This window comes from Rhodopirellula islandica, from assembly GCF_001027925.1.
Taxonomy (GTDB): domain Bacteria; phylum Planctomycetota; class Planctomycetia; order Pirellulales; family Pirellulaceae; genus Rhodopirellula; species Rhodopirellula islandica.
Genome location: NZ_LECT01000017.1, coordinates 447,033 through 464,933 on the forward strand (window position 1 = coordinate 447,033; position 17,901 = coordinate 464,933).

Sequence of the window (17,901 nt, forward strand, 5' to 3'; positions counted from 1 at the left end):
AGGGAATCCGGCAAGGCGGGCTTTCAGCCACGTAGGGTAATTGATTCTGCCGACGGAAACACTCTCAACGGGTGCCACAATTTTCCATGCGGCCGAAGAATCGCGACCAATTCCCCCCATGGGCCGGACGAATCGGACGAGCGATCGACTCCGATGCAATCGGAAACGCTGGTGTTTCGATCGAAGGTGTCGACCTGGTCGATGCAGCGAGTCCATTCCTCCGGCAACGGTTCGGCCGGTGCCTGCGGGGTGCCTGCGATCCGAATCCCTGCGTGCAGCATTCCGATTTGCTGGGCGTCCAAATCGATGGCTGGGAGGTGGGTCAGGCCTTCCACAGAGGGACGCATGAACTCCAGCATGGGCTGGGGAGATGCTTTTTCGCGGTCTGTGTCGTCGAACATGAACTCGCAATCGAGTGTGTCGCTCAAGCTGAAACGCCCGACCTCGGTGCGAACCAACTTCGTCATCACCGCGGCACATCCGCAGGCCGCCGCGACATCCATCCCAAGTGTCCGCAGGTAAGTTCCCGAGCCACAACGAACATCCAAACGCATCATCGGCGGTTCGTACGAGACCAGCTTCACCGAATCGATCAGGATCCGACGCTTAGGCATTTCAAAGTTTTCCCCGCGACGAACTCGCTTGTGCGCCCGTTCCCCATCGACCTTGATGGCCGAATGAGCCGGCGGGGTCTGCTCCACCACACCATGGAAATCTTCCAGCACTCGCTCGATTTCAACGGCACTTGGCAACGTTGCATCTGCTTGCGTGACCAATTCCGATTCCAAGTCACCGGACTCGCTGGACACCCCCAGCTGAAAATCAGCAAGGTATCGCTTGCCGTGTTGAAGTACCCAAGGGGTCAAACGTGTGGCCGATCCAATCGCCAGCAGCACCAACCCTTCCGCCAACGGATCCAGCGTTCCCGTGTGCCCGACTTTCAATTTGCGAAGACCGAATTCGGCGCGCAGCCGACGCTGAGCACGGTTGACCAGGTCTCGAGAGGTGGCCCCCGGCGGTTTGTAGCAAGGCAAAAAACCAAGCGGGGAATGCTCACCATTGGGGTCCATGGAAAAACGTCCATTCAAGGAATGAAAACAAAAAAGGGGATGAAGGAGCGACCACCTTCCCGCAACAGAACCTCGGAGCGATCTGGCGGCACACCCATCACACCGAGTCACCCGTCACACCGAAATGGTTCGCAAATAAAGATGACTGATCAGTGCCAAGAGGCTTTCGACCACGATGAACAACAACCGGGCGGTGATCACGCACAGCAGCGCATGGGTCGGATCAGTCACGGTGCCCAAAACGACCAACGTCACCCACTCGCGAACGCCCGCCCCACCGGGCAGCAACGAAGCGAACCCCAACACCATGCCGAGGCTGATCGCGGCGGTGGCAACCGTCAACAACTCGTGGCCGGCAGGCAAACCATTGTAAGCCGGAATCGCTTTCATCACGCAGGCAAATGACAGCCCGATCAAACACCAAGACAACAGCGACCATCCCCAACCTGAGATCAATCGCGGCCACGTGATCGCGGATGAAACCTCCGCCACCGCGGTGGACTGATTGGCGGAATCATCCGGCTGCGTCCGAGCCCGTCGTTTGCTGACCAGTTCGATCACACGCCGCATGACGGGCGGCAGCGTGGGAAGGCAAGCGACCACCGCCATCAATGATGCAGCCCATTTGACCCATGGAGGAAGCGGCGTCGACCACATCAGACACCCCGCCAGAGCACCGCCAACGGACATCATCAACAACGTTTCAAAGAACACGCACGTGGTCGCTCGACCGATCAAAGGTTGCCGGGAAGGAACGTCTCGCATCACGGCAGGCAAACTGCCCGCCCGAGACGTGGACACCACCGCAGAAACACGAAGCACCACCACCATCGCTTTGCCAGGGATGTATTTCCCTGCATGGCCAAGCAACTGCGCCGCGGTGGCTCGAGGCAATGAGCACGGAACATGGAATCCACGCAGGGCTCCATGCAACACACAAGCGGGCGGCAGCAGGCCGGCCGCGTAAAACATCGCCGCGAGCAGGATCGATCCGAGCGAAACGTTTTGCCAAGTCGGCAGGGACCCCAGCAATCGAGTCCGTTCTTCGATCAGCGATTGTCGTTCGCCGGTCGAGACGTGGCCCTGCGGATCACCGGCAGTGCCCTCCGCAGACGCCTGGATCTGCCCGTCAAGGACCTCGAGTTCCTGGTCAATGACTTGGACACGAGCCTGAACGTCAGCGACTTCGGCGCGCCAACGTTCGACCGCATCCTTGGCCGCGAGGGCCAAACCCAGCACGACCAAGACAGCGATGACTCGTTTGGCCCAGCGCATCCAGCCAGCCTTCCGCCGCGCGGGAGCAGGCTCCCGCGTTTCGGATTCGGTGGTGTCAACCACAGAATGTCAGCTCGGATCGTTGTGCCATCGGCCGATCAGTTGTCAGCGAGAGGTTCTTTTTTCTCGGTGATCACTTCGGTCTTTTCCGACATTTCGGCGTTCAATTCGATGTAGCTGTTCCATTCTTCCGGCAGATTGTCTTCATGGAAAATCGCTTCCACGGGACATTCCGGCACACAGGCTTCGCAGTCGATGCACTCTTCCGGGTGGATATACAACATCTGTTCGCCTTCGTAGAAACACTCCACAGGGCAAACGACGACGCAATCGGTGTACTTGCATCCCGAGCAGGGTTCAGCAACGACGTGCATGGTCTAACCTTCCAGTTTGATTGAGAAATGGAACGACCCAACCAGATCGTTCTCGCACTATATCGGTTCAAGCAAGGCCGTAACTTCGATCAAAACAAACCTGCTCTGATCGACTATCCTCGCAGTTCCCCTATTTTGCCACTTCCGCCGTCTCCGGCAAACCCGCCTCCATCGACAATTTGGTCACTTTCAACCTGATGCAAGCTTCTTCCACCCGTTGGCAAATTCGCACTCGCCCCAATCGCCACTACCCATTTCTCTCGCGGCACCCTTGGGTCATGGCCAATGCACTGGCGCACAACACGCTCCGGGAAGTGCCCTCCGAGGGCAATTTCAATGAAATTGCCCCGCTGCCGGTGGATTCTTCGTCCGTGGATTCTTTGCCCAATGAATCGGTGCCTGCGGATCCCGACTCCGTCTCGGATGCCCCCTCGGAAGAATCGGTGGATTCCGGGCCGGGTGACCACCAACGACGGCTTCCGGCTTGCGGCGACGTGATCGATTTGCTCGATCACGACGGCAACTGGGTCGCTCGCGGCTTGATCAATCCAGGCAGTCGGCTTCGGATTCGGCTGTATGCCTTTTCATCCGAAGAACAAATCGACGACGCATTGTGGGCGGAGCGAATCGAACAGGCGGTTGCACGGCGACGATTGGCCGGCTCCCCCAACCCACAGGGCGGCGAGCGTTTGATTTTCAGTGAATCCGACCGAATGAGCGGGCTGATCGTCGATCGTTACGCGGATTGCTTGAGCGTCCAAATCACTGGCGGCGTGCTGATCCCTCGTGCCGCGATGCTGATCCGCGAAGTCACCGCGGCGGCGGCCCGTCATCAGACGCCGTGCCAAAGAATCTTGGTTCGCATGGACGACGCCACCGTCAAACACGAAGGCGTCTCCGCCGAAACGTTGGCTGACCTGCAAGCGCTCACGACGCTGGACAGTCAAGCCGACCCGACCGTTTGGTACCAACACAACGGCCTGGAGATGGCCATCGATTTGCAGGACGGCCAGAAGACCGGCGGCTACCTTGACCAACAACTCAACCATGCCGCTGCGGCGAGTTACATGACCAACCGCCGCGTGCTGGATGTTTGCACCTACACCGGCGGCTTTGCGTTGGCGGCTGCCCGTGCCGGCGCCCAACAAGTCGTTGCGCTCGACAGCAGCGAACGGGCACTTGAGATCGCCAAGCGGAATGCCGAACGCAACCAGCTCGGCAACATTCAATTCGATCAAGGCGATTGCTTCGACGACTTGAAAGAACGCCGCGAACGGGGTGAGAAGTTTGACGCGATCATCCTGGACCCCCCGAGGTTCGCTGGTTCTCGCAATCAAACCAATGCGGCGTTGCGGGCTTACACGCGGCTGAATGCGTCGGCGGTTGACCTGCTGCCCCCGGGCGGAATTTTGGTGACCTGCAGCTGCTCAGGACGTGTGTCTCGAGCCGACTTTCTCAACATGCTCGTTGATGTGGGACGCAAGCGTGGTCGTGACCTCGTGGTGCTAGAAAGTCGCGGCCCCTCCCCCGACCACGTCTTCGCTGTCTCGTGCCCCGAGAGTGATTACCTAAAGTGCATCATTGTTCAGGTGATGTGATACGATTGCGAATTCGCAATCTTTCCTGAAGGAAAGTTGCGGTTTTTTGCTGCGGGGTAGGATCGCGGTTCACGCATTTGAACTATAACGGACGTGTACTTGTGACGGCTTGGAAGTCAGCTTTTCTACTCTGCGTTTGGCTTGTTTTTCTTCAACGCCCATCAATCGTAAGCATCACTCCAGATCGAGGCCCGCGGTGTCCAGCGTAACGATCAAAGTCCTGCACGGTGCCGACCGTGGAAAGGTCTTCGAGGGGATCGAGCCTCCCCTGACCATTGGACGAGAGGAGGGCAACGACATCCAGCTCAATGACGAGCGGGTCAGTCGCTGCCATCTCAAGATTCAAAGGGACAACGAACGGTTGGTGTTGACCGATTTGGATAGTACCAACGGTACCAAGGTCAACGGAGCGGAATGCCAGCTGAAGATTCTGCGGCACGGCGATTTGGTTGCGGTCGGCCGCAGCCTGCTGTTGCTGGGATCCGAGGAGCAGATCGCGGCGCGACTGCAGGCGATCGGCGGAGGAAGCAAGGGTGCGATCCAGCGCGACGTGAAGTCGTCCGACGAATCCATGGCGGTGGATCTTCGCCAGGACCCAAAGTCACCGCTTCCGGTCGATGCGTTGCATGTGGAAGATCTGCCGGCAATCCCGGACGATTTGACCCCTGGCCAGAAAGCCCAGCTCTGTGAGATTTTGGATTACCTACAATCACGACTGGAAAGATTGATCGAATCGGCGACCACGCAGGAAGAATCGGAACAGGTTCTGCTGCAACAAGCCGCCTGGCAACGCCTGCTCGACGTCCAATCGCGACTGGCGACCCTGAACCGAAAAATCACCGATCCGCAGTGGCCCTGAGCATCCAGTTCTCCCGGGCCGACTGCCGGAATCGCTTCCGAGTCATCGACCCACGAAAGAACACCGTTGAGCTCCTCCCAATCCAACCTCGCCCCGTCTGTTCAAACCGCCACTTCGTTGACCGCGAACTCACGGAAGACAGAAGCCGAACCAACAGAAGCCCGAGAACCACTCGTGAGTGAATACCGCGAACTGAGGGCTCCCACGCAATCGCTGGGAACCCTGATCGACCCGCCACTGTGCGATGCGGAATTGCTGCTAAAAAACAACCTCGCGACGGCTCACGCTGAGATGCCTGCCGGAGCATTTTGGGCCGACTTGCGAAACGAGGCGAGGGAGCAACTGGTCAACGACGCTCGTCGCTACACGTCGTCTTACCGCGATGTCGCGTCCTTCTGTGCCGAGCAACCCAACCACACAGGCGAGAACAATTCCCGCCCCATCGTGATGGCCGGGCACCAACCCACCCTGTTTCATCCGGGGGTGTGGTTCAAGAACCACACCCTGCAGAAAATCGCGAATGACTGCTGTGCGCTTCCAATCAACCTGGTGATCGACAACGACGTCGCCACCACGCGATCGATTCGTGTGCCACAGTTGCAACCACTCGCAAACCTTGCCGGCGATGATTCGCACGAGCAGCGGCAGGGCTCCTGGCAATCCATTCCCTACGATGCAGGTGGTGAGACCCTTCCGTTCGAACAAGCACAAATCCGCGACACCGAACTCTTCAACCACTTTGACGCGGGCGTTCGTCGCTTGATCGCTCCACTGGTGAAAAACCCCTGCGTCACAGAGCTATGGAAACACGCCCGGGAAGCAATCGCCCGTTGCGGCATCGCAGGCTGTGCATTGGCTCAAGCCCGCCACGCGCTCGAAGCGGAGATGAACTGGCAAACCCTGGAAATCCCTCTCGGCGTCGCCGTTCGCGGCCGACCCTTCGCTCGATTTGTGATGGAGATCATCGACCAAATTGAACGCTTCCGAACGGTCTACAACGACTCCGCCGACCACTACCGAGCCTGGCACGGGATCCGCAGCTCAGCTCATCCCGTCCCCAATCTCGGGCTCCAAAATGGATGGTTTGAAATGCCTCTGTGGGTCTATGGCAACAGCCACCCGCAGCGCCGTGGCATCTGGGTGAGGCGAGAAGGCGACCAGTGGCGGATCAGCGACGCTCCATCCGGTTCCTCCCAATCAGGGTCCGGCGGAGGAGGGGCGATCTCCCTGACCGTCTCAGCAAACGACCGCGATTTGGCGGCCACTCAACTGATGGAAGCCGCCTCGCCCGAATTCAAACTTCGGCCGCGAGCCTTGATGACGACCATGTTCGCCAGACTGGTTCTCAGCGACCTGTTTCTGCACGGAATCGGTGGCGGCAAATACGATCAACTGGCCGACCGAATCATCTCCCAATTTTTGGGGGTCACCCCGCCAGGGCTGCAAGTCGTCTCCGGAACGATTCGTTTACCGGGCCAAGAAATCGATGAATCCCGCGAGGGACGTCGGCGCGACCTCCAACGAAAAGAACGAGAACTTCAATTCCAAGGCGAAAAATGGCTGGACGATGGCAACTCCACCCAGCGAGATCTCCAAGCTCAAAAGCTGGACCTGCTCGACAAAATGCCCACCTCGGGAAGCCGCCGCAGTTGGCACCATGAAGTGTCACGCTTGAACTCGCTGATCGCACTGCAACTCACCGACCAGCGGCGTGAAACTCAGCAACAGCTTGCTCATCTGGAACGGGAAGCGGCAACGGAAAAGATTCTCTGCAGCCGCGAACTTTCGTTTTGCCTGTTTCCCTTGGAATTCCTTCAAGAATCCTTTGCCAAAATGGCATGAGCGTGACGATTGGAGTTGTCGAGCGCTAATTTTACGCTATTCTCTGCCGTTTGCCGACGAACAAAGTTGGTTTTTGGCATCATCATTTAACCCGCGAGTAGCATCGGATGAAGGTCGTTAGTAGCATTGGGGCGTTGAAGTACCGCCACCCAGATTGCCAGGTGGTCAAACGCCGAGGCCGTATTTACGTGATTTGCAAAAGCAATCCAAAATTCAAGGTCCGTCAGGGCGGTGCAAAGAGCAAGAAAGCCCGGCGTTAGATCAATCCGTCTTGTCGAAGACAGGGTGATCTGACTTGGGGTCCCCTTTCGATGAGACCGGCATTGTCACCCCCTGTATCTCCTATGACTCCCCCGCCTTCAACGCCCAGTGATTCACTGGCAAATGGTTCGGGTGAGCGATCAAATGGTGATTCCGACCCCGCTTGGCGACGCCAATTGCCGGTGCAAACAGCGGGTCGCATTCTGGACGGAGATTCAGCCATCACCAGGGCGAACAGGCCTGACGTGCACCGAATCGACGTCGTTGCATTCTCCGAACTGACCGCCGACGACCTCGATCGTTGGGAACAGATTCGAGCACTGACGGATGATTTCAGGCCGCCCTTTTTCGCGGCTCGTTTTGCGGCCGCCGTTGACGCCGTCCGAAAAGACGTGCTCACAGCAGTCTTGCGAGCCAAAGACGGTACGCCACAGGGTTTCTTTCCCTTTCACCGCGTGGGCGGTGTCGGTGTGCCGGCCGGGCGTTTTCTCAACGACGCACAAAACGTCATCGCTGTTCCAGGACTCAACATCGACTGGACCGAACTGGCTCGCGCAGCCAAGGTTCGAGCATTCAACCTGCACGCCATCGTCGGATGTGACCCCACCTGGGTCACAAGGTATCACCTGCAATCCGTCCAAGCGTTTCGTGCGGACCTGGGCCATGATTCCGAGGACTACCTCGACCGGCTCGAACATGAACATCGCACGATCGGAAAACAAGGGCAAAAGACTCGAAAGTTAGGGCGAGAAATTGGACCGGTTCGACTGGAAATGGACTGCCGCTGCCCTGAGATCCTGAAGCAAACGATTGCGTGGAAACGGGCACAGTACCAGCGCACGCACATCTTGGACCTGTTCCTTCCGGACTGGACCCGGGATCTGATCGAGACACTGCATGCCAACTCCCTGGAGCAACCTGGACGGCAAGCCGATCTTCCCTTTGCACACGAGGGGTTCTCAAACGACTCACTGCGTGGAATTTGCTCGGTGCTCTGGGCTGGCGACCAGCCAGTCGCCACCCACATCGGCATGATTGAACAAGGACGTTTGCACTACTGGTTCCCTGCCTATGACCCGGCTTACTCACGCTATTCGCCGGGGACCGCCCTGTTCACTGAGATCATCCGTGCGGCAACGTCACACGGAATCCAGTGCGTCGACATGGGATACGGCGAGCAACCGTACAAAAAGAAGCAGACGGGCACGACGACACAAGTGGTCCACGGCACCATCACCGACTCCCGTTGGCACCGGATGGCATTCGCAGCGGAAGCCCGCATGGTCCAGGCACTCAAACGGGTGCCGATGAAGGAAGCCGTCAAGCGTGCGATCCGAACGATCAAGCCTTCCGCGGGGATCAAGAAACTAAAATAGCCCGCCATTTCGGACGAGCTATTTCGTAGTTCAGGTTGCAGCCAACGACTGCGAGGATCGTCTTTTGCTTACTTGCTCGGTGGCAGCAGAACCGAATCGATCACGTGAATGATGCCGTTGCTGGCCATCACATCGGTCTTCACGACCTTCACCTTGTCGTTCAACATCACGGTTCCGTCCTGCACTTCGATGCTGACTTCGCCACCCAAGGTCTTCGCGGAGTCCAAAGTGACAACGGTCTTGGCGGGCACTTTCCCGGCAACGACGTGGTACTTCAAAATCGCGACCAATTGATCCTTGTTCTCGGGCTTCAGAAGACTTTGCAGGGTGCCTTCGGGCAACTTCTCGAACGCCTCATCCGTTGGTGCGAAGACCGTGAAGGGGCCTTCACCGCTGAGAGTTTCCACCAAACCGCCGGCCTTGACGGCGGCCACCAAGGTGTTGAACTTTGCCGCCACCGCGGTTTCGACAATGTTCTTTTTCGCGGCTTCGTTGTGGTGATCCGCTTGGACGGTGGCGGGCAAAACGAACAGTGCCAATGCAGCCAAAATGATTTTCTTCATCGTTGATTCCGTGGGTCTGAAACGTGTGGAGATGAACTCGAGCTTGAAAGAGGCTGTCCTGCAGCGGCCGCTACCGGACTGCCTCACTCGATCGGCTGATTCGCGAATCGCTGGACTGTACAACCCAGACAAGCGGAACCTCCCAAAAAACCTCCTGCCGCCGCCGCTGGGGAGCCAAAGTAACTTTGAAACCAAATTGCAATTGCCGCGAAACCTCCAAGGAAATGAAGGGTTAGAACGGATGAAACAACTTTGGTTTCAGTTTGTACGGCTCGGCATTTCCGCCGCTGCGTTGACTGAATCCCCTCCCCTCATCTGACCATTTCAAAGGGTTGTCTAAAAATGAGCCGTTTGTCCCGAGCCCAATTCGCTCCAAGTCTGCGTTTGTTTGCCATGCTGACGATGGTCGCTGGCCTGACGCTTCAGTCAATCTCCATCGCGAACGCCCAAGGTCGTGGTGGCCGGGGTGGATTCCAAGGAGGCGGTGGCGCTGGCGGCGGTGGCGCCATGATGGGTGGCCGCGGCGGAGGCGGTGGCTCCCTCCTCGGTTTGCTCCGTGCCGAAAAAGTTCGCGAAGAACTTGCCATCGACGAACCACAGGCAGAAGCTCTCAAGAAGCTGGAAGAACAAGCCCGCGAGCAAGCTCGTCCTGACTTCGACTTCCGCAACGCGTCGGAAGAAGAACGCAGCACGTTCTTTGAAAAAATGCAAGCACAACGAGAAGAGCAGGCCAAAGAAACCCGCATGCAACTGGAGACCGTTCTGACGCTGGAGCAAATGGAACGCCTGGATGAAATCGGTATCCAAGCTCAAGGCCTGATGGCACTGTCATCTCCTGAAGTTCAAACCGAATTGACCATGACGGAAGACCAAAAGAAGAAGCTCACCGAAATCCGTTCGGGCATGGAAACCAAAATGCGGGAAGAAATGCGTGAGATCATGCAGAGCCGCGATCGCGAAAAAATGCAGACCGCAATGGAATCCATGCGTGAGGACATGGAAAAAGAAGTGATGGCTGTCCTGACCTCCGAACAGAAAACGAAGTTCGAAGAAATGAAGGGCGACCCATTCGACCTGGAAGCCCTGCGTGGTGGCGGACGCGGTGGAGCTGGCGGTGAACGCGGTGAACGCGGTGCTCGTGGCGGCCGCGGTGGAGAAGGTGGCGGCGAACGCGGTGAGCGTGGCGGCCGAGGTGGACGTGGCGGTCGCGGTGGTGAGTGAACCAGCGTTCCAGCTGCACATTCATTCGCCCAACATCCTGCTCACGATTAAATGGTGAGCGTTGACGTTGCTCGAAAACAAACGACTCAAGCCGCATGCGTTTCGCATGCGGCTTGTTTCGTATCCTGACCAACTCCCGACCGACGAAGCAGGCACGCAGGTGTCATCGGGTATGTGAGCCGTTGGCGTTAGCCACGGTTTTCACGCACAACCGGGGCTAACGCCCAAACGGCTCACATGATTGTGCTTGATCATTCCTGCCGACCTGCTTCGTGTTCGATCAGCGGAGATTAGTGTTCCCTTGGCCGCTCTGGCGGAACACTAATCCACTCTGATCGGACACTAATCTTTGGTGTTTCGAGTTGTGGGGTATAAAAAGGCAAGAGTGCCCGTCCTACAAGCGTTCAAACATGAATACGGTATCCGGCGATATGTTTGCTTGCCCGCCGGAGCTGTTAGCTTGAGTAATCAACGCAAGCTGTGTGTCCCAGGACGACAGGTGGTAGGCGAGAAAATCGACATCGACGATTTCTTCTTTCGCTCTAAGTGCACTCACTCGCTGATTGAGAAGGAATCTGCCTGGAACTCGAAACTTGGCGGCTTTGCCAACCCAACTCTCAGGTGAGCCGTCAGCACGGTTCCCTGACATGGTGAGTAGTATTTCATCGCTCTGTATCTCGTGCTTTGCAGTGGATTCCGCAACCTCCTCCGAAACATAGCTCAAATTGTCGAGATTAATCCGATTGGGCTTCACATTCTTGATCTTGATAATTGGCACACCATGCTCAACAAAATCACTGCTTTTGAATGCGTATCCATTTCGGAGCGTCGCGATGTCTCCCAAAACTACTGTTTGCCACTCACTCATCATTCACATCCCCCAACTCCGCTTCAATTTGCTCGATCGTTGGCAATGACGATCGCAGGTCGTCAGGCAGGTGTTCGGTGACTTGATACTCGCTGACGCCGATGGGTTTGGTGAGGTCCGCAGGGCAGCTCGCTAGGGTCGCACCACCGCGAGACGCCCGACTTCACTGTCGTCGGGATGGCCAAAGCAACCATCCACAAAGAGATCGAGAGTCTGGCTCAAGACTACGACGACGTTGTCATCGACGGTCCACCTCGAGTCACCGAGCTGGTCAGATCGATCATTCTCGCTGCAGATATCGTGATCATTCCGCTCCAACCATCACCGATGGATGTTTGGGCTGCAGCTGAAACGGTTGACCTGGTTCGCGAAGCACAGATGTTCAATTCCGAGATCAAATGTTGCTTGGCTTTGAATCGAAAGACCGCCAACACGGCAATTGGAAGGGATGTACGGGAGGCGTTAAAGGAATTTGAAGTGCCAATTCTCAAAAGCGACATCGGGCAACGGGTGGCCTTTGCCGAGAGTGCCGCAAGCGGAACAGCGGTTCTGCATCAAAAACGATCGAAAGCCGCGAAGGAAATCACGAAATTTGTCAATGAATTGAGAAGGATCCAATGAACAAGAAAATCACGATGACAGCTCGCCCCAAACCAAAAGCCGAACTCGACAAGTGGGTCGAGACGCGAGAGCCGGTCGACGCGGTAAAGCCAGCCGTCAAACCGAAGCGACTAACTATCGATATCGATCCAGCATTGCACAAAAAACTCAAAATGAACTGCGTGAAACGGGACATCCAGATCGCAGACTTGCTTCGGACGCTGATCGAGAGTGAGCTTGATCGGAAAATCCTATCGAATTCAGACCAATAAGCTGAAAACGTTTCCATGGCGCTAGTCATTCCCGTCCTATCGACGTTCAGTGCTTCCGGCGTCGGCCACCGGAGTAGATCTACGCCCTCTCCGTCGTCATGATTAGTTGGCGGGATAGGTACCTTTGGCCACTCGCACGTTATGTAGACCGATGCGATCTGGAGAGCTGGCCTGCTGATCGAGGTTGGACAAGCCTCCGATTCTAACGAAATGCTACAATCATGGTCGGTCCCAAGAACCGAAGCGAATCAGGCAACAGGCCGCAACGGTAACCTGGCCGAAGCGACTCTCGAGCGAGCCGAATGCGTTCAACGAATGCTTTCAAAGAAAGAACTCAGTTTCCGTTTTCCGTTCTGAACAAAAGACTTGTCAGAGATGGCGATCATCAATTCACGCCAGTATTTTATCGATACAACCACTGAACTTGTCGGGATCAAGAGCGGTCTGGCGATAGCTGATTCAGCGGTCATCGATTTGCTTAGCACCTCAGAATCAATTGAATGCTGGTGGCGTGGCGATTCATCCGAGGGGCTGAGACTTCATGCTGAAGACTTAGAGTTTGCGCACACTTGGCTTCTCTTCTGTATCGGAGCAACTCCAGATCCACGCTGTACCGTGCAGCTTGTAGGTGACTACTGCAAGCAAACTGAGGTCCCCATAATTTGGAAAGATATCTACGGTATCGAAGATGAAGATGAAGAATCAAATATGCAACTGGATTCTGATTTCCCGCCTCAGCTCCAACGAATGATGTTCTTACGGACGGTGTTGAGTGACTTCTGCTTGAACAAGATTGAGCTACCTGACTCTCTGAACTCGCTTCCAGGTTTCGGCCAGCTAGTCGAACAGTATCGGCGAAGAAATATTTTCGACAACAACATTCCTGAGGGTCGGGCGTGGGACGGACTAGTACAGCTGTCTGACCTGTTCAACTGCGAGGATTCACCGAAGAACTGCGAATCGTATTTGGACCAACGTTTTATTGATTATTTGAATGCGCAGTCGGGTGACATTTCGAAAATGCATTGGCGTCAATTCGAGCGACTTTGCGCCGAATATTTTCGGCGTCACGGGTATACGGTTAAACTAGGGCCAGGTCGCAACGATGGGGGCAAAGACGTGGTTGCGACGAAAGACGGCAAGGTCGTGGGGCCCGATCTTGTTTACGTGCAATGCAAGCGTCTAAATCATGATTATGAAGTCGATATAGATACGGTCAAAGCGTTTTGGACGACCATGAATGACGACTACGCCACGCGAGGTCTGATCGCTACAACAAGTCGCCTTGCTGCGGGGGCAAAGAAATATTGCAATGCAAGGAAATACCGATTGAGTGCTGTTGAGTCTGGACAGATAAGATCTTGGATCCGTGATCTAGCGAAAAGCAGCGTTGCATAGACGCTACCGGCGATCCGGTTCACGATGTTGCAGCATGCAGGATCACAGAGGACGCTCCTGATTACTCGCTACGCCGGACTCATCGAGTCGAACAAGCGAAGGAACACGTCGGAATCCGCCGGGGCTGACAATTCGAGTGCAATGAATTCATAGCGAACCGCTAGTGGTTCAAACGAAGGCACCGATGCGGCTTACAGCCCCTCAGAACTGAGTGAGGTTGGACAAACCGCAGCTGATCGCCGAAGCTCTTTATTCGCGTCGGTCCCGACCACCGACACTGCTCCGGTGGCCGACGCCGGGGCATTTTCCTCCAGGCGATGGAGCACGACGAGCAAACTTAGTTCGGTTCTTCGCTCACAGCTAGATCCGGACGAAGGCAGAATCGTCCTGATTTTCCGTAAGATACATTATCACACTGGGTTCATTCTTGGAGAAGCCGCTCACTGCGATTCCGACCATGCGATCTTCCAATATTTGATTTTGGTGCCCCAGTGTGCCGGCCGGTCGCTTGAGGATCGTGGTCTTGCCTGGTGCTACGTTCTACTCGGGCAAACCTGGTTAAATCGGCGTCAGTCGTTAGCGTTGCCGAATTCTGCTTCGATTTGCTCGATCGTTGGCAGCGATGTCTGTAGATCGGCCGGTAGGTGTTCGGTGATTTGGTATTCGCTGACGCCGATTGGTTTCGTGAGGTCGCGGAGTGAGTATTCGACTTTGATGTCACTCTTGCTTTTGCAGATCAGGATCCCAAGTGTGGGGCCGTCGGCTTCGGTGCGGATCTGGCTGTCGACGGCCGAGATGTAGAAATTCATTTTGCCCGCGAACTCGGGCTGGAACTTGACGACCTTCAAGTCGATCACGACATAGCAATGCAACTGCAGGTGATAAAACAGCAAATCGATGCTGTAGTCATCGCCGTCAACGTTGATCTTGTACTGCCGACTCACGAAAGCGAAACCCGCGCCGAGTTCGAGCAGGAACTTGGTCAGATGTTCTAGCAAGCCGTCTTCGAGTTCCCGTTCGTTGTGCCGCTCGGTGAGCGTCAGGAAGTCGAAGTTGTACGGGTCGCGGAGCAATTGCTGGGCGAGGTCGCTTTCGGGCTGCGGCAACGTGGCTTCGAAGTTGTCGATTGCCTTGCCTTCTCGCAGGTGCAGGCCGGATTCGATCTGATGGGTCAGCACGGCTCGCGACCAGTTATTTTCGATCGTCTTTTGGACGTAAAACAGGGCGTCGGCGGGGTCGTCTAACCTCTGCATCAGCAAGATGTTATGCCCCCAAGGAATTTGCGACACAAGTTGTGGCGTATTTGGCAGTTCCGTTTGGGAAACAACTTGTTTCCCAATTGGGGCAAATGGGGCAACAGCTTGTTTCCCAATTGCTTGCTCGGACGCCCAGAATCGATACCACTGACGAATCGACTTCAAATTACGGTGTGAAAAACCCTTTATTTCCGGAAATTGGCTGATTAAATCCTTGCTCATCTGTTTCAAAAAACCGTCGCCCCACTTGGCCGTTTCCTGCCTCTCGATGATCTGCTCGCCCAAGAACCAATAAAGCTCCAGCATCGCGCAATTGATTGCGACGGCGGCTTTGATCTGGGGCCCGAGCCAGATGGTGCCACCCACCAAACCTTGACTCTTCAGAGTCGCCCAAGCAGCGATGCGACACGGCAGCACTCGACTGAAGATGGGCGTCGACCGACGCGAGCCCGCTCAACACAACCGCAGCACCGAGACGCTTTCGATGTTCCGCGACTCTTCGGTTGCACCAATGCTTGCACCAAATTCAGTCCAGGACAGCAAATTGAGTCCTTCTGAGTCCCTTTCTGACCCAACCGACGACGACGCTGAAAACGGTGCGGACACGAAAAAACCCCGCAAAACACTGGGTTTTGCGGGGTTCTTGGGAGTGGGCGATACAGAACTCGAATCTGTGACCTCCACGATGTCAACGTCCTGGCACCTGATAAAAACACCGCAAATTACGGGGCGAAACAGGTCGATGCCGAACGGTTGCACCACTGGTTGCACCAGATTCAAGAATTGGATGAATCGACGGTGGTCGCGACCTTGCTCAAGTTGCTGGCGAGGACTCTCGGAAACGCAGCTGTCGATGACTTGATCAATGCGATTTCGACGGCATCCGTCTCGAAACAGCAACGGACTTAGTAGCCGGCCGGAACGAGGCTGCACGAACTCGTCTTGCTGATAACCAGGAGCACGGCATCGCACCTGAACAAACGCCTTGAACGAATGAGTACTTGGGTCGGCGGTTCGAAACCGCGGGACTTGTCTGGCGATGGAGTGCCCCACGCGCCCAGACGTGCTGCCCAGATTGCTCGCTGGCGACAACCCGACCTGCGAGCGGCAACCATCCATTGAAACCATCCGGGCCGGTGGATTGACCGTTTTTGTTGAGACGATGGCAGCGGCACGCTTGCGATCGGATGATTGGCGGCGTTCGCCTTGCCGGTGTCGCGGACAGATTGCGGGTGCACCTCCTTCAGGCAGGTGGACTCAACGCTGAACAGTCACCAATACCAGTGACGGCCACTCCTTGCCGTGACCACCGCGACAAAGGGGATTCCGGTCTCAAAAATTCTTGCCCCGGACCCCGGTCATCCCTCCTCCAGGTACCTAGTTGTCTCGCATGTGCAGATTTGCCGCCAATTGCAACATTGGTTGCGGAACCAGGAACTCGTTACATCAGCCTCCACTTCATCCATTCGCCGTCAATGATGGCATCGTTCCCATTGATGTTAGGCAGAAAATTCCGAAGCGCTGGTGTGGTCCAACAGCTTCATGATCTTGTCGCAGAGTTTACGTCCAGCCTCCGTGGCGAGACATCCGCGAAATACGGCATCTATCCAACTACGCCCACCTCTCTCAAAATGCCAAGCGTCTGCGACGCCAATCCGAAAGCGCGGCTGGTCACACGTAAACGAGCTCCTCTGCTGCCTGATCTTCTCAAAGTCCCACACCGGCGGCACGTTGTCTAGAAGGAAGCAGAGGTGAAGCACCAACGTCATGACAAACAGAATTTAGAAAAGCGTTTCGATCATGGGCTTTACTGTGAGTGTAGCCGACGGTACGACTTGATCTCATTCTTGATGACGTAAAGCTGCGTGCTGTATTCCGTTCGGTGGTCCTGATACGCTTTGCCAGCGATAGCCCGTAACGCCGAATTGGGAACATCCGTTGGCCAATCGAACGAATCGAGTTCTCTGTACGCTTTGATCTGGTTGCCGATCACGTAAAGCTGAGTTGAGTAGTCGTCGCGGTGATCTTCCTTGGCATCTTTTCGGATGCCATTGTGAATCTTCTGTGGAATGTCATTTGGTCTTTCGTGGATTTGAAGCGACTGCCACGCCTTAGACTGATTCCTGATGACGTACAACTGCGTTGAGAAATTGTCGGGGTGATCGGTCTTGGCTTGCTTCTTAATCTTGGCGAGAACGTCAGCGGGAACCGGTGGCGGTGCCTTTGCTTCCTTGTCCGACGCGATGAGATCCTGAATTGCAGATTGCCCGGATGCCGATGAGGTGAGAACAACAGACAACAAGATCAGGGTCAAAAAGTATTTCATGGAGTACCTCGGTGCGGGGAGTTGGTCTCCAAACCCTATGTCACTCGCACGCATCAAATCGCAAGCTACTAGTTTGGGAAACGTTTTCACTTCGTTCCCCAGGAATTGCAATGAACATTAAGTCGGTTGTATCGGTTTCTTTGGTTGTGCTGTCGGTCGGTTGTTCGCCAAATGGAAGTAGCTCGTATCGCCCAAGCGGCGTCACCCGTACCTCACATTCGACGGCTGAGGATACGTGGGAATACAAACTGGCGTTGCTGAACAAGGGTGAATACGTGTCGCCCAACGATCCGACGGTACGTCGGTTTCGGGGGCTGTTGGATCGTATCGCGAAGAAATCAGGACTCTCTGATAAGAGAATCGCCGAGACAACCTACGGTCACCACGACCTAGTTAAGAAAGCCGGGGATTCGATCAGCCTGCTACGGTTCATGGATGAGTCTTGCCGAACCTACGAAACAGGCGAGCAACTCGGAGTCTCGTACGAGGAAATTTTGACGACGGTTGTCCTAATGGTTGAGAATGGCTGAGCCCGATTCTGTCAGTGAGAGGGGCCGCCCGTATGACCGAGACGACCGTTGTAATCTCCGCGATCGTCACATCCCCTTCCGCCCGCACCACCGGTGCCGTCGTCTCGATCACTGCAACGCACACAACTAGCACGACCGGCCAATCGCTGTAACTCGTGCAACGCTCACCACCGGTTCAACTCTTGGTGCGGGTGCGAACAGTAGACCGTAGT

The 17,901-nt window shown here is 55.8% G+C and carries 17 protein-coding genes; 10 read left to right on the plus strand and 7 right to left on the minus strand.

Annotated features, from left to right (window positions below; all coding sequences use genetic code 11):
* Positions 1–23: 23 nt before the first annotated feature.
* The 3 genes from truB to RISK_RS10115 form a co-directional block, all read right to left on the minus strand.
* Positions 24–1,070: a tRNA pseudouridine(55) synthase TruB gene (gene truB, locus RISK_RS10105; RefSeq protein WP_047814106.1), complete on the minus strand. Its 1,047-nt coding sequence runs from the start codon at positions 1,068–1,070 to the stop codon at positions 24–26.
* 114 nt (positions 1,071–1,184) lie between these two features.
* Positions 1,185–2,345, minus strand: a complete 1,161-nt coding sequence (locus RISK_RS10110) for a lysylphosphatidylglycerol synthase transmembrane domain-containing protein (RefSeq protein WP_047814216.1) — start codon at positions 2,343–2,345, stop codon at positions 1,185–1,187.
* A 98-nt stretch (positions 2,346–2,443) separates the two neighbouring features.
* Positions 2,444–2,719 carry a ferredoxin family protein gene (locus RISK_RS10115; protein ID WP_047814107.1) on the minus strand — a complete coding sequence of 92 codons (276 nt, stop codon included), beginning with the start codon at positions 2,717–2,719 and terminating at the stop codon, positions 2,444–2,446.
* 179 nt (positions 2,720–2,898) lie between these two features.
* Here RISK_RS10115 and RISK_RS10120 point away from each other — a divergent pair, with 179 nt between their 5' ends.
* From RISK_RS10120 to RISK_RS10135, 5 genes are all read left to right on the plus strand, one after another.
* The gene (locus tag RISK_RS10120) at positions 2,899–4,317 is read left to right on the plus strand and encodes a class I SAM-dependent rRNA methyltransferase (RefSeq protein WP_047814108.1); all 1,419 of its coding nucleotides are present in this window, start codon (positions 2,899–2,901) and stop codon (positions 4,315–4,317) included.
* A gap of 196 nt (positions 4,318–4,513) precedes the next feature.
* The gene (locus RISK_RS10125) at positions 4,514–5,176 is read left to right on the plus strand and encodes an FHA domain-containing protein (protein WP_047814109.1); all 663 of its coding nucleotides are present in this window, start codon (positions 4,514–4,516) and stop codon (positions 5,174–5,176) included.
* Positions 5,177–5,242: 66 nt separating this feature from the next.
* Entirely contained in the window at positions 5,243–7,018 is a 1,776-nt protein-coding gene (locus RISK_RS10130; protein ID WP_047814110.1) for a hypothetical protein, read from the plus strand.
* A gap of 107 nt (positions 7,019–7,125) precedes the next feature.
* Positions 7,126–7,278, plus strand: coding sequence for a type B 50S ribosomal protein L36 (gene ykgO, locus RISK_RS29385; RefSeq protein ID WP_007327677.1), 153 nt, complete (start codon positions 7,126–7,128; stop codon positions 7,276–7,278).
* 84 nt (positions 7,279–7,362) lie between these two features.
* Positions 7,363–8,655, plus strand: a complete 1,293-nt coding sequence (locus RISK_RS10135; RefSeq protein WP_047814111.1) for a GNAT family N-acetyltransferase — start codon at positions 7,363–7,365, stop codon at positions 8,653–8,655.
* Between the two features lie 68 nt (positions 8,656–8,723).
* Here the strand turns inward: RISK_RS10135 and RISK_RS10140 are convergent, their stop codons facing one another.
* Positions 8,724–9,218 carry a fasciclin domain-containing protein gene (locus RISK_RS10140; protein WP_047814112.1) on the minus strand — a complete coding sequence of 165 codons (495 nt, stop codon included), beginning with the start codon at positions 9,216–9,218 and terminating at the stop codon, positions 8,724–8,726.
* Positions 9,219–9,560: 342 nt separating this feature from the next.
* Between RISK_RS10140 and RISK_RS10150 the strand changes: the two genes are divergently transcribed.
* The gene (locus tag RISK_RS10150) at positions 9,561–10,439 is read left to right on the plus strand and encodes a hypothetical protein (protein ID WP_047814114.1); all 879 of its coding nucleotides are present in this window, start codon (positions 9,561–9,563) and stop codon (positions 10,437–10,439) included.
* Positions 10,440–10,833: 394 nt separating this feature from the next.
* On the opposite strand, the gene RISK_RS10155 is transcribed toward RISK_RS10150, so the two are convergent.
* On the minus strand, positions 10,834–11,310 hold the full coding sequence (locus RISK_RS10155; protein ID WP_047814115.1) for a restriction endonuclease subunit S: 477 nt from the start codon (positions 11,308–11,310) through the stop codon (positions 10,834–10,836).
* Positions 11,311–11,484: 174 nt separating this feature from the next.
* Between RISK_RS10155 and RISK_RS10160 the strand changes: the two genes are divergently transcribed.
* From RISK_RS10160 to RISK_RS10170, 3 genes are all read left to right on the plus strand, one after another.
* Positions 11,485–11,928, plus strand: a complete 444-nt coding sequence (locus RISK_RS10160; RefSeq protein WP_053061126.1) for an AAA family ATPase — start codon at positions 11,485–11,487, stop codon at positions 11,926–11,928.
* Positions 11,925–12,179, plus strand: coding sequence for a plasmid partition protein ParG (locus RISK_RS10165; protein ID WP_047814116.1), 255 nt, complete (start codon positions 11,925–11,927; stop codon positions 12,177–12,179). The genes RISK_RS10160 and RISK_RS10165 overlap by 4 nt, the downstream gene beginning before the upstream one ends.
* Before the next feature lie 375 nt (positions 12,180–12,554).
* Positions 12,555–13,577 carry a restriction endonuclease gene (locus RISK_RS10170; protein ID WP_047814117.1) on the plus strand — a complete coding sequence of 341 codons (1,023 nt, stop codon included), beginning with the start codon at positions 12,555–12,557 and terminating at the stop codon, positions 13,575–13,577.
* Between the two features lie 569 nt (positions 13,578–14,146).
* On the opposite strand, the gene RISK_RS10175 is transcribed toward RISK_RS10170, so the two are convergent.
* Together RISK_RS10175 and RISK_RS10190 are read right to left on the minus strand one after the other, a co-directional pair.
* Positions 14,147–15,250, minus strand: coding sequence for a PDDEXK nuclease domain-containing protein (locus RISK_RS10175; protein WP_315852643.1), 1,104 nt, complete (start codon positions 15,248–15,250; stop codon positions 14,147–14,149).
* 1,390 nt (positions 15,251–16,640) lie between these two features.
* Complete coding sequence (locus tag RISK_RS10190) at positions 16,641–17,159, minus strand: hypothetical protein (protein WP_047814120.1); 519 nt, start codon at positions 17,157–17,159, stop codon at positions 16,641–16,643.
* 110 nt (positions 17,160–17,269) lie between these two features.
* Here RISK_RS10190 and RISK_RS10195 point away from each other — a divergent pair, with 110 nt between their 5' ends.
* Positions 17,270–17,689 carry a hypothetical protein gene (locus tag RISK_RS10195; protein ID WP_047814121.1) on the plus strand — a complete coding sequence of 140 codons (420 nt, stop codon included), beginning with the start codon at positions 17,270–17,272 and terminating at the stop codon, positions 17,687–17,689.
* The last annotated feature ends 212 nt before the right edge of the window (positions 17,690–17,901 follow it).

What these genes read in the sequence shown, in the direction of transcription:
- truB (WP_047814106.1), bottom strand. Translation starts at nt 1,070, where the DNA reads ATGGACCCCAATGGTGAGCATTCCCCGCTTGGTTTTTTGCCTTGCTAC.
- RISK_RS10110 (WP_047814216.1), bottom strand. Translation starts at nt 2,345, where the DNA reads ATGCGCTGGGCCAAACGAGTCATCGCTGTCTTGGTCGTGCTGGGTTTG.
- RISK_RS10115 (WP_047814107.1), bottom strand. Translation starts at nt 2,719, where the DNA reads ATGCACGTCGTTGCTGAACCCTGCTCGGGATGCAAGTACACCGATTGC.
- ykgO (WP_007327677.1), top strand. Translation starts at nt 7,126, where the DNA reads ATGAAGGTCGTTAGTAGCATTGGGGCGTTGAAGTACCGCCACCCAGAT.
- RISK_RS10135 (WP_047814111.1), top strand. Translation starts at nt 7,363, where the DNA reads ATGACTCCCCCGCCTTCAACGCCCAGTGATTCACTGGCAAATGGTTCG.
- RISK_RS10140 (WP_047814112.1), bottom strand. Translation starts at nt 9,218, where the DNA reads ATGAAGAAAATCATTTTGGCTGCATTGGCACTGTTCGTTTTGCCCGCC.
- RISK_RS10150 (WP_047814114.1), top strand. Translation starts at nt 9,561, where the DNA reads ATGAGCCGTTTGTCCCGAGCCCAATTCGCTCCAAGTCTGCGTTTGTTT.
- RISK_RS10155 (WP_047814115.1), bottom strand. Translation starts at nt 11,310, where the DNA reads ATGATGAGTGAGTGGCAAACAGTAGTTTTGGGAGACATCGCGACGCTC.
- RISK_RS10160 (WP_053061126.1), top strand. Translation starts at nt 11,485, where the DNA reads ATGGCCAAAGCAACCATCCACAAAGAGATCGAGAGTCTGGCTCAAGAC.
- RISK_RS10165 (WP_047814116.1), top strand. Translation starts at nt 11,925, where the DNA reads ATGAACAAGAAAATCACGATGACAGCTCGCCCCAAACCAAAAGCCGAA.
- RISK_RS10170 (WP_047814117.1), top strand. Translation starts at nt 12,555, where the DNA reads ATGGCGATCATCAATTCACGCCAGTATTTTATCGATACAACCACTGAA.
- RISK_RS10190 (WP_047814120.1), bottom strand. Translation starts at nt 17,159, where the DNA reads ATGAAATACTTTTTGACCCTGATCTTGTTGTCTGTTGTTCTCACCTCA.
- RISK_RS10195 (WP_047814121.1), top strand. Translation starts at nt 17,270, where the DNA reads ATGAACATTAAGTCGGTTGTATCGGTTTCTTTGGTTGTGCTGTCGGTC.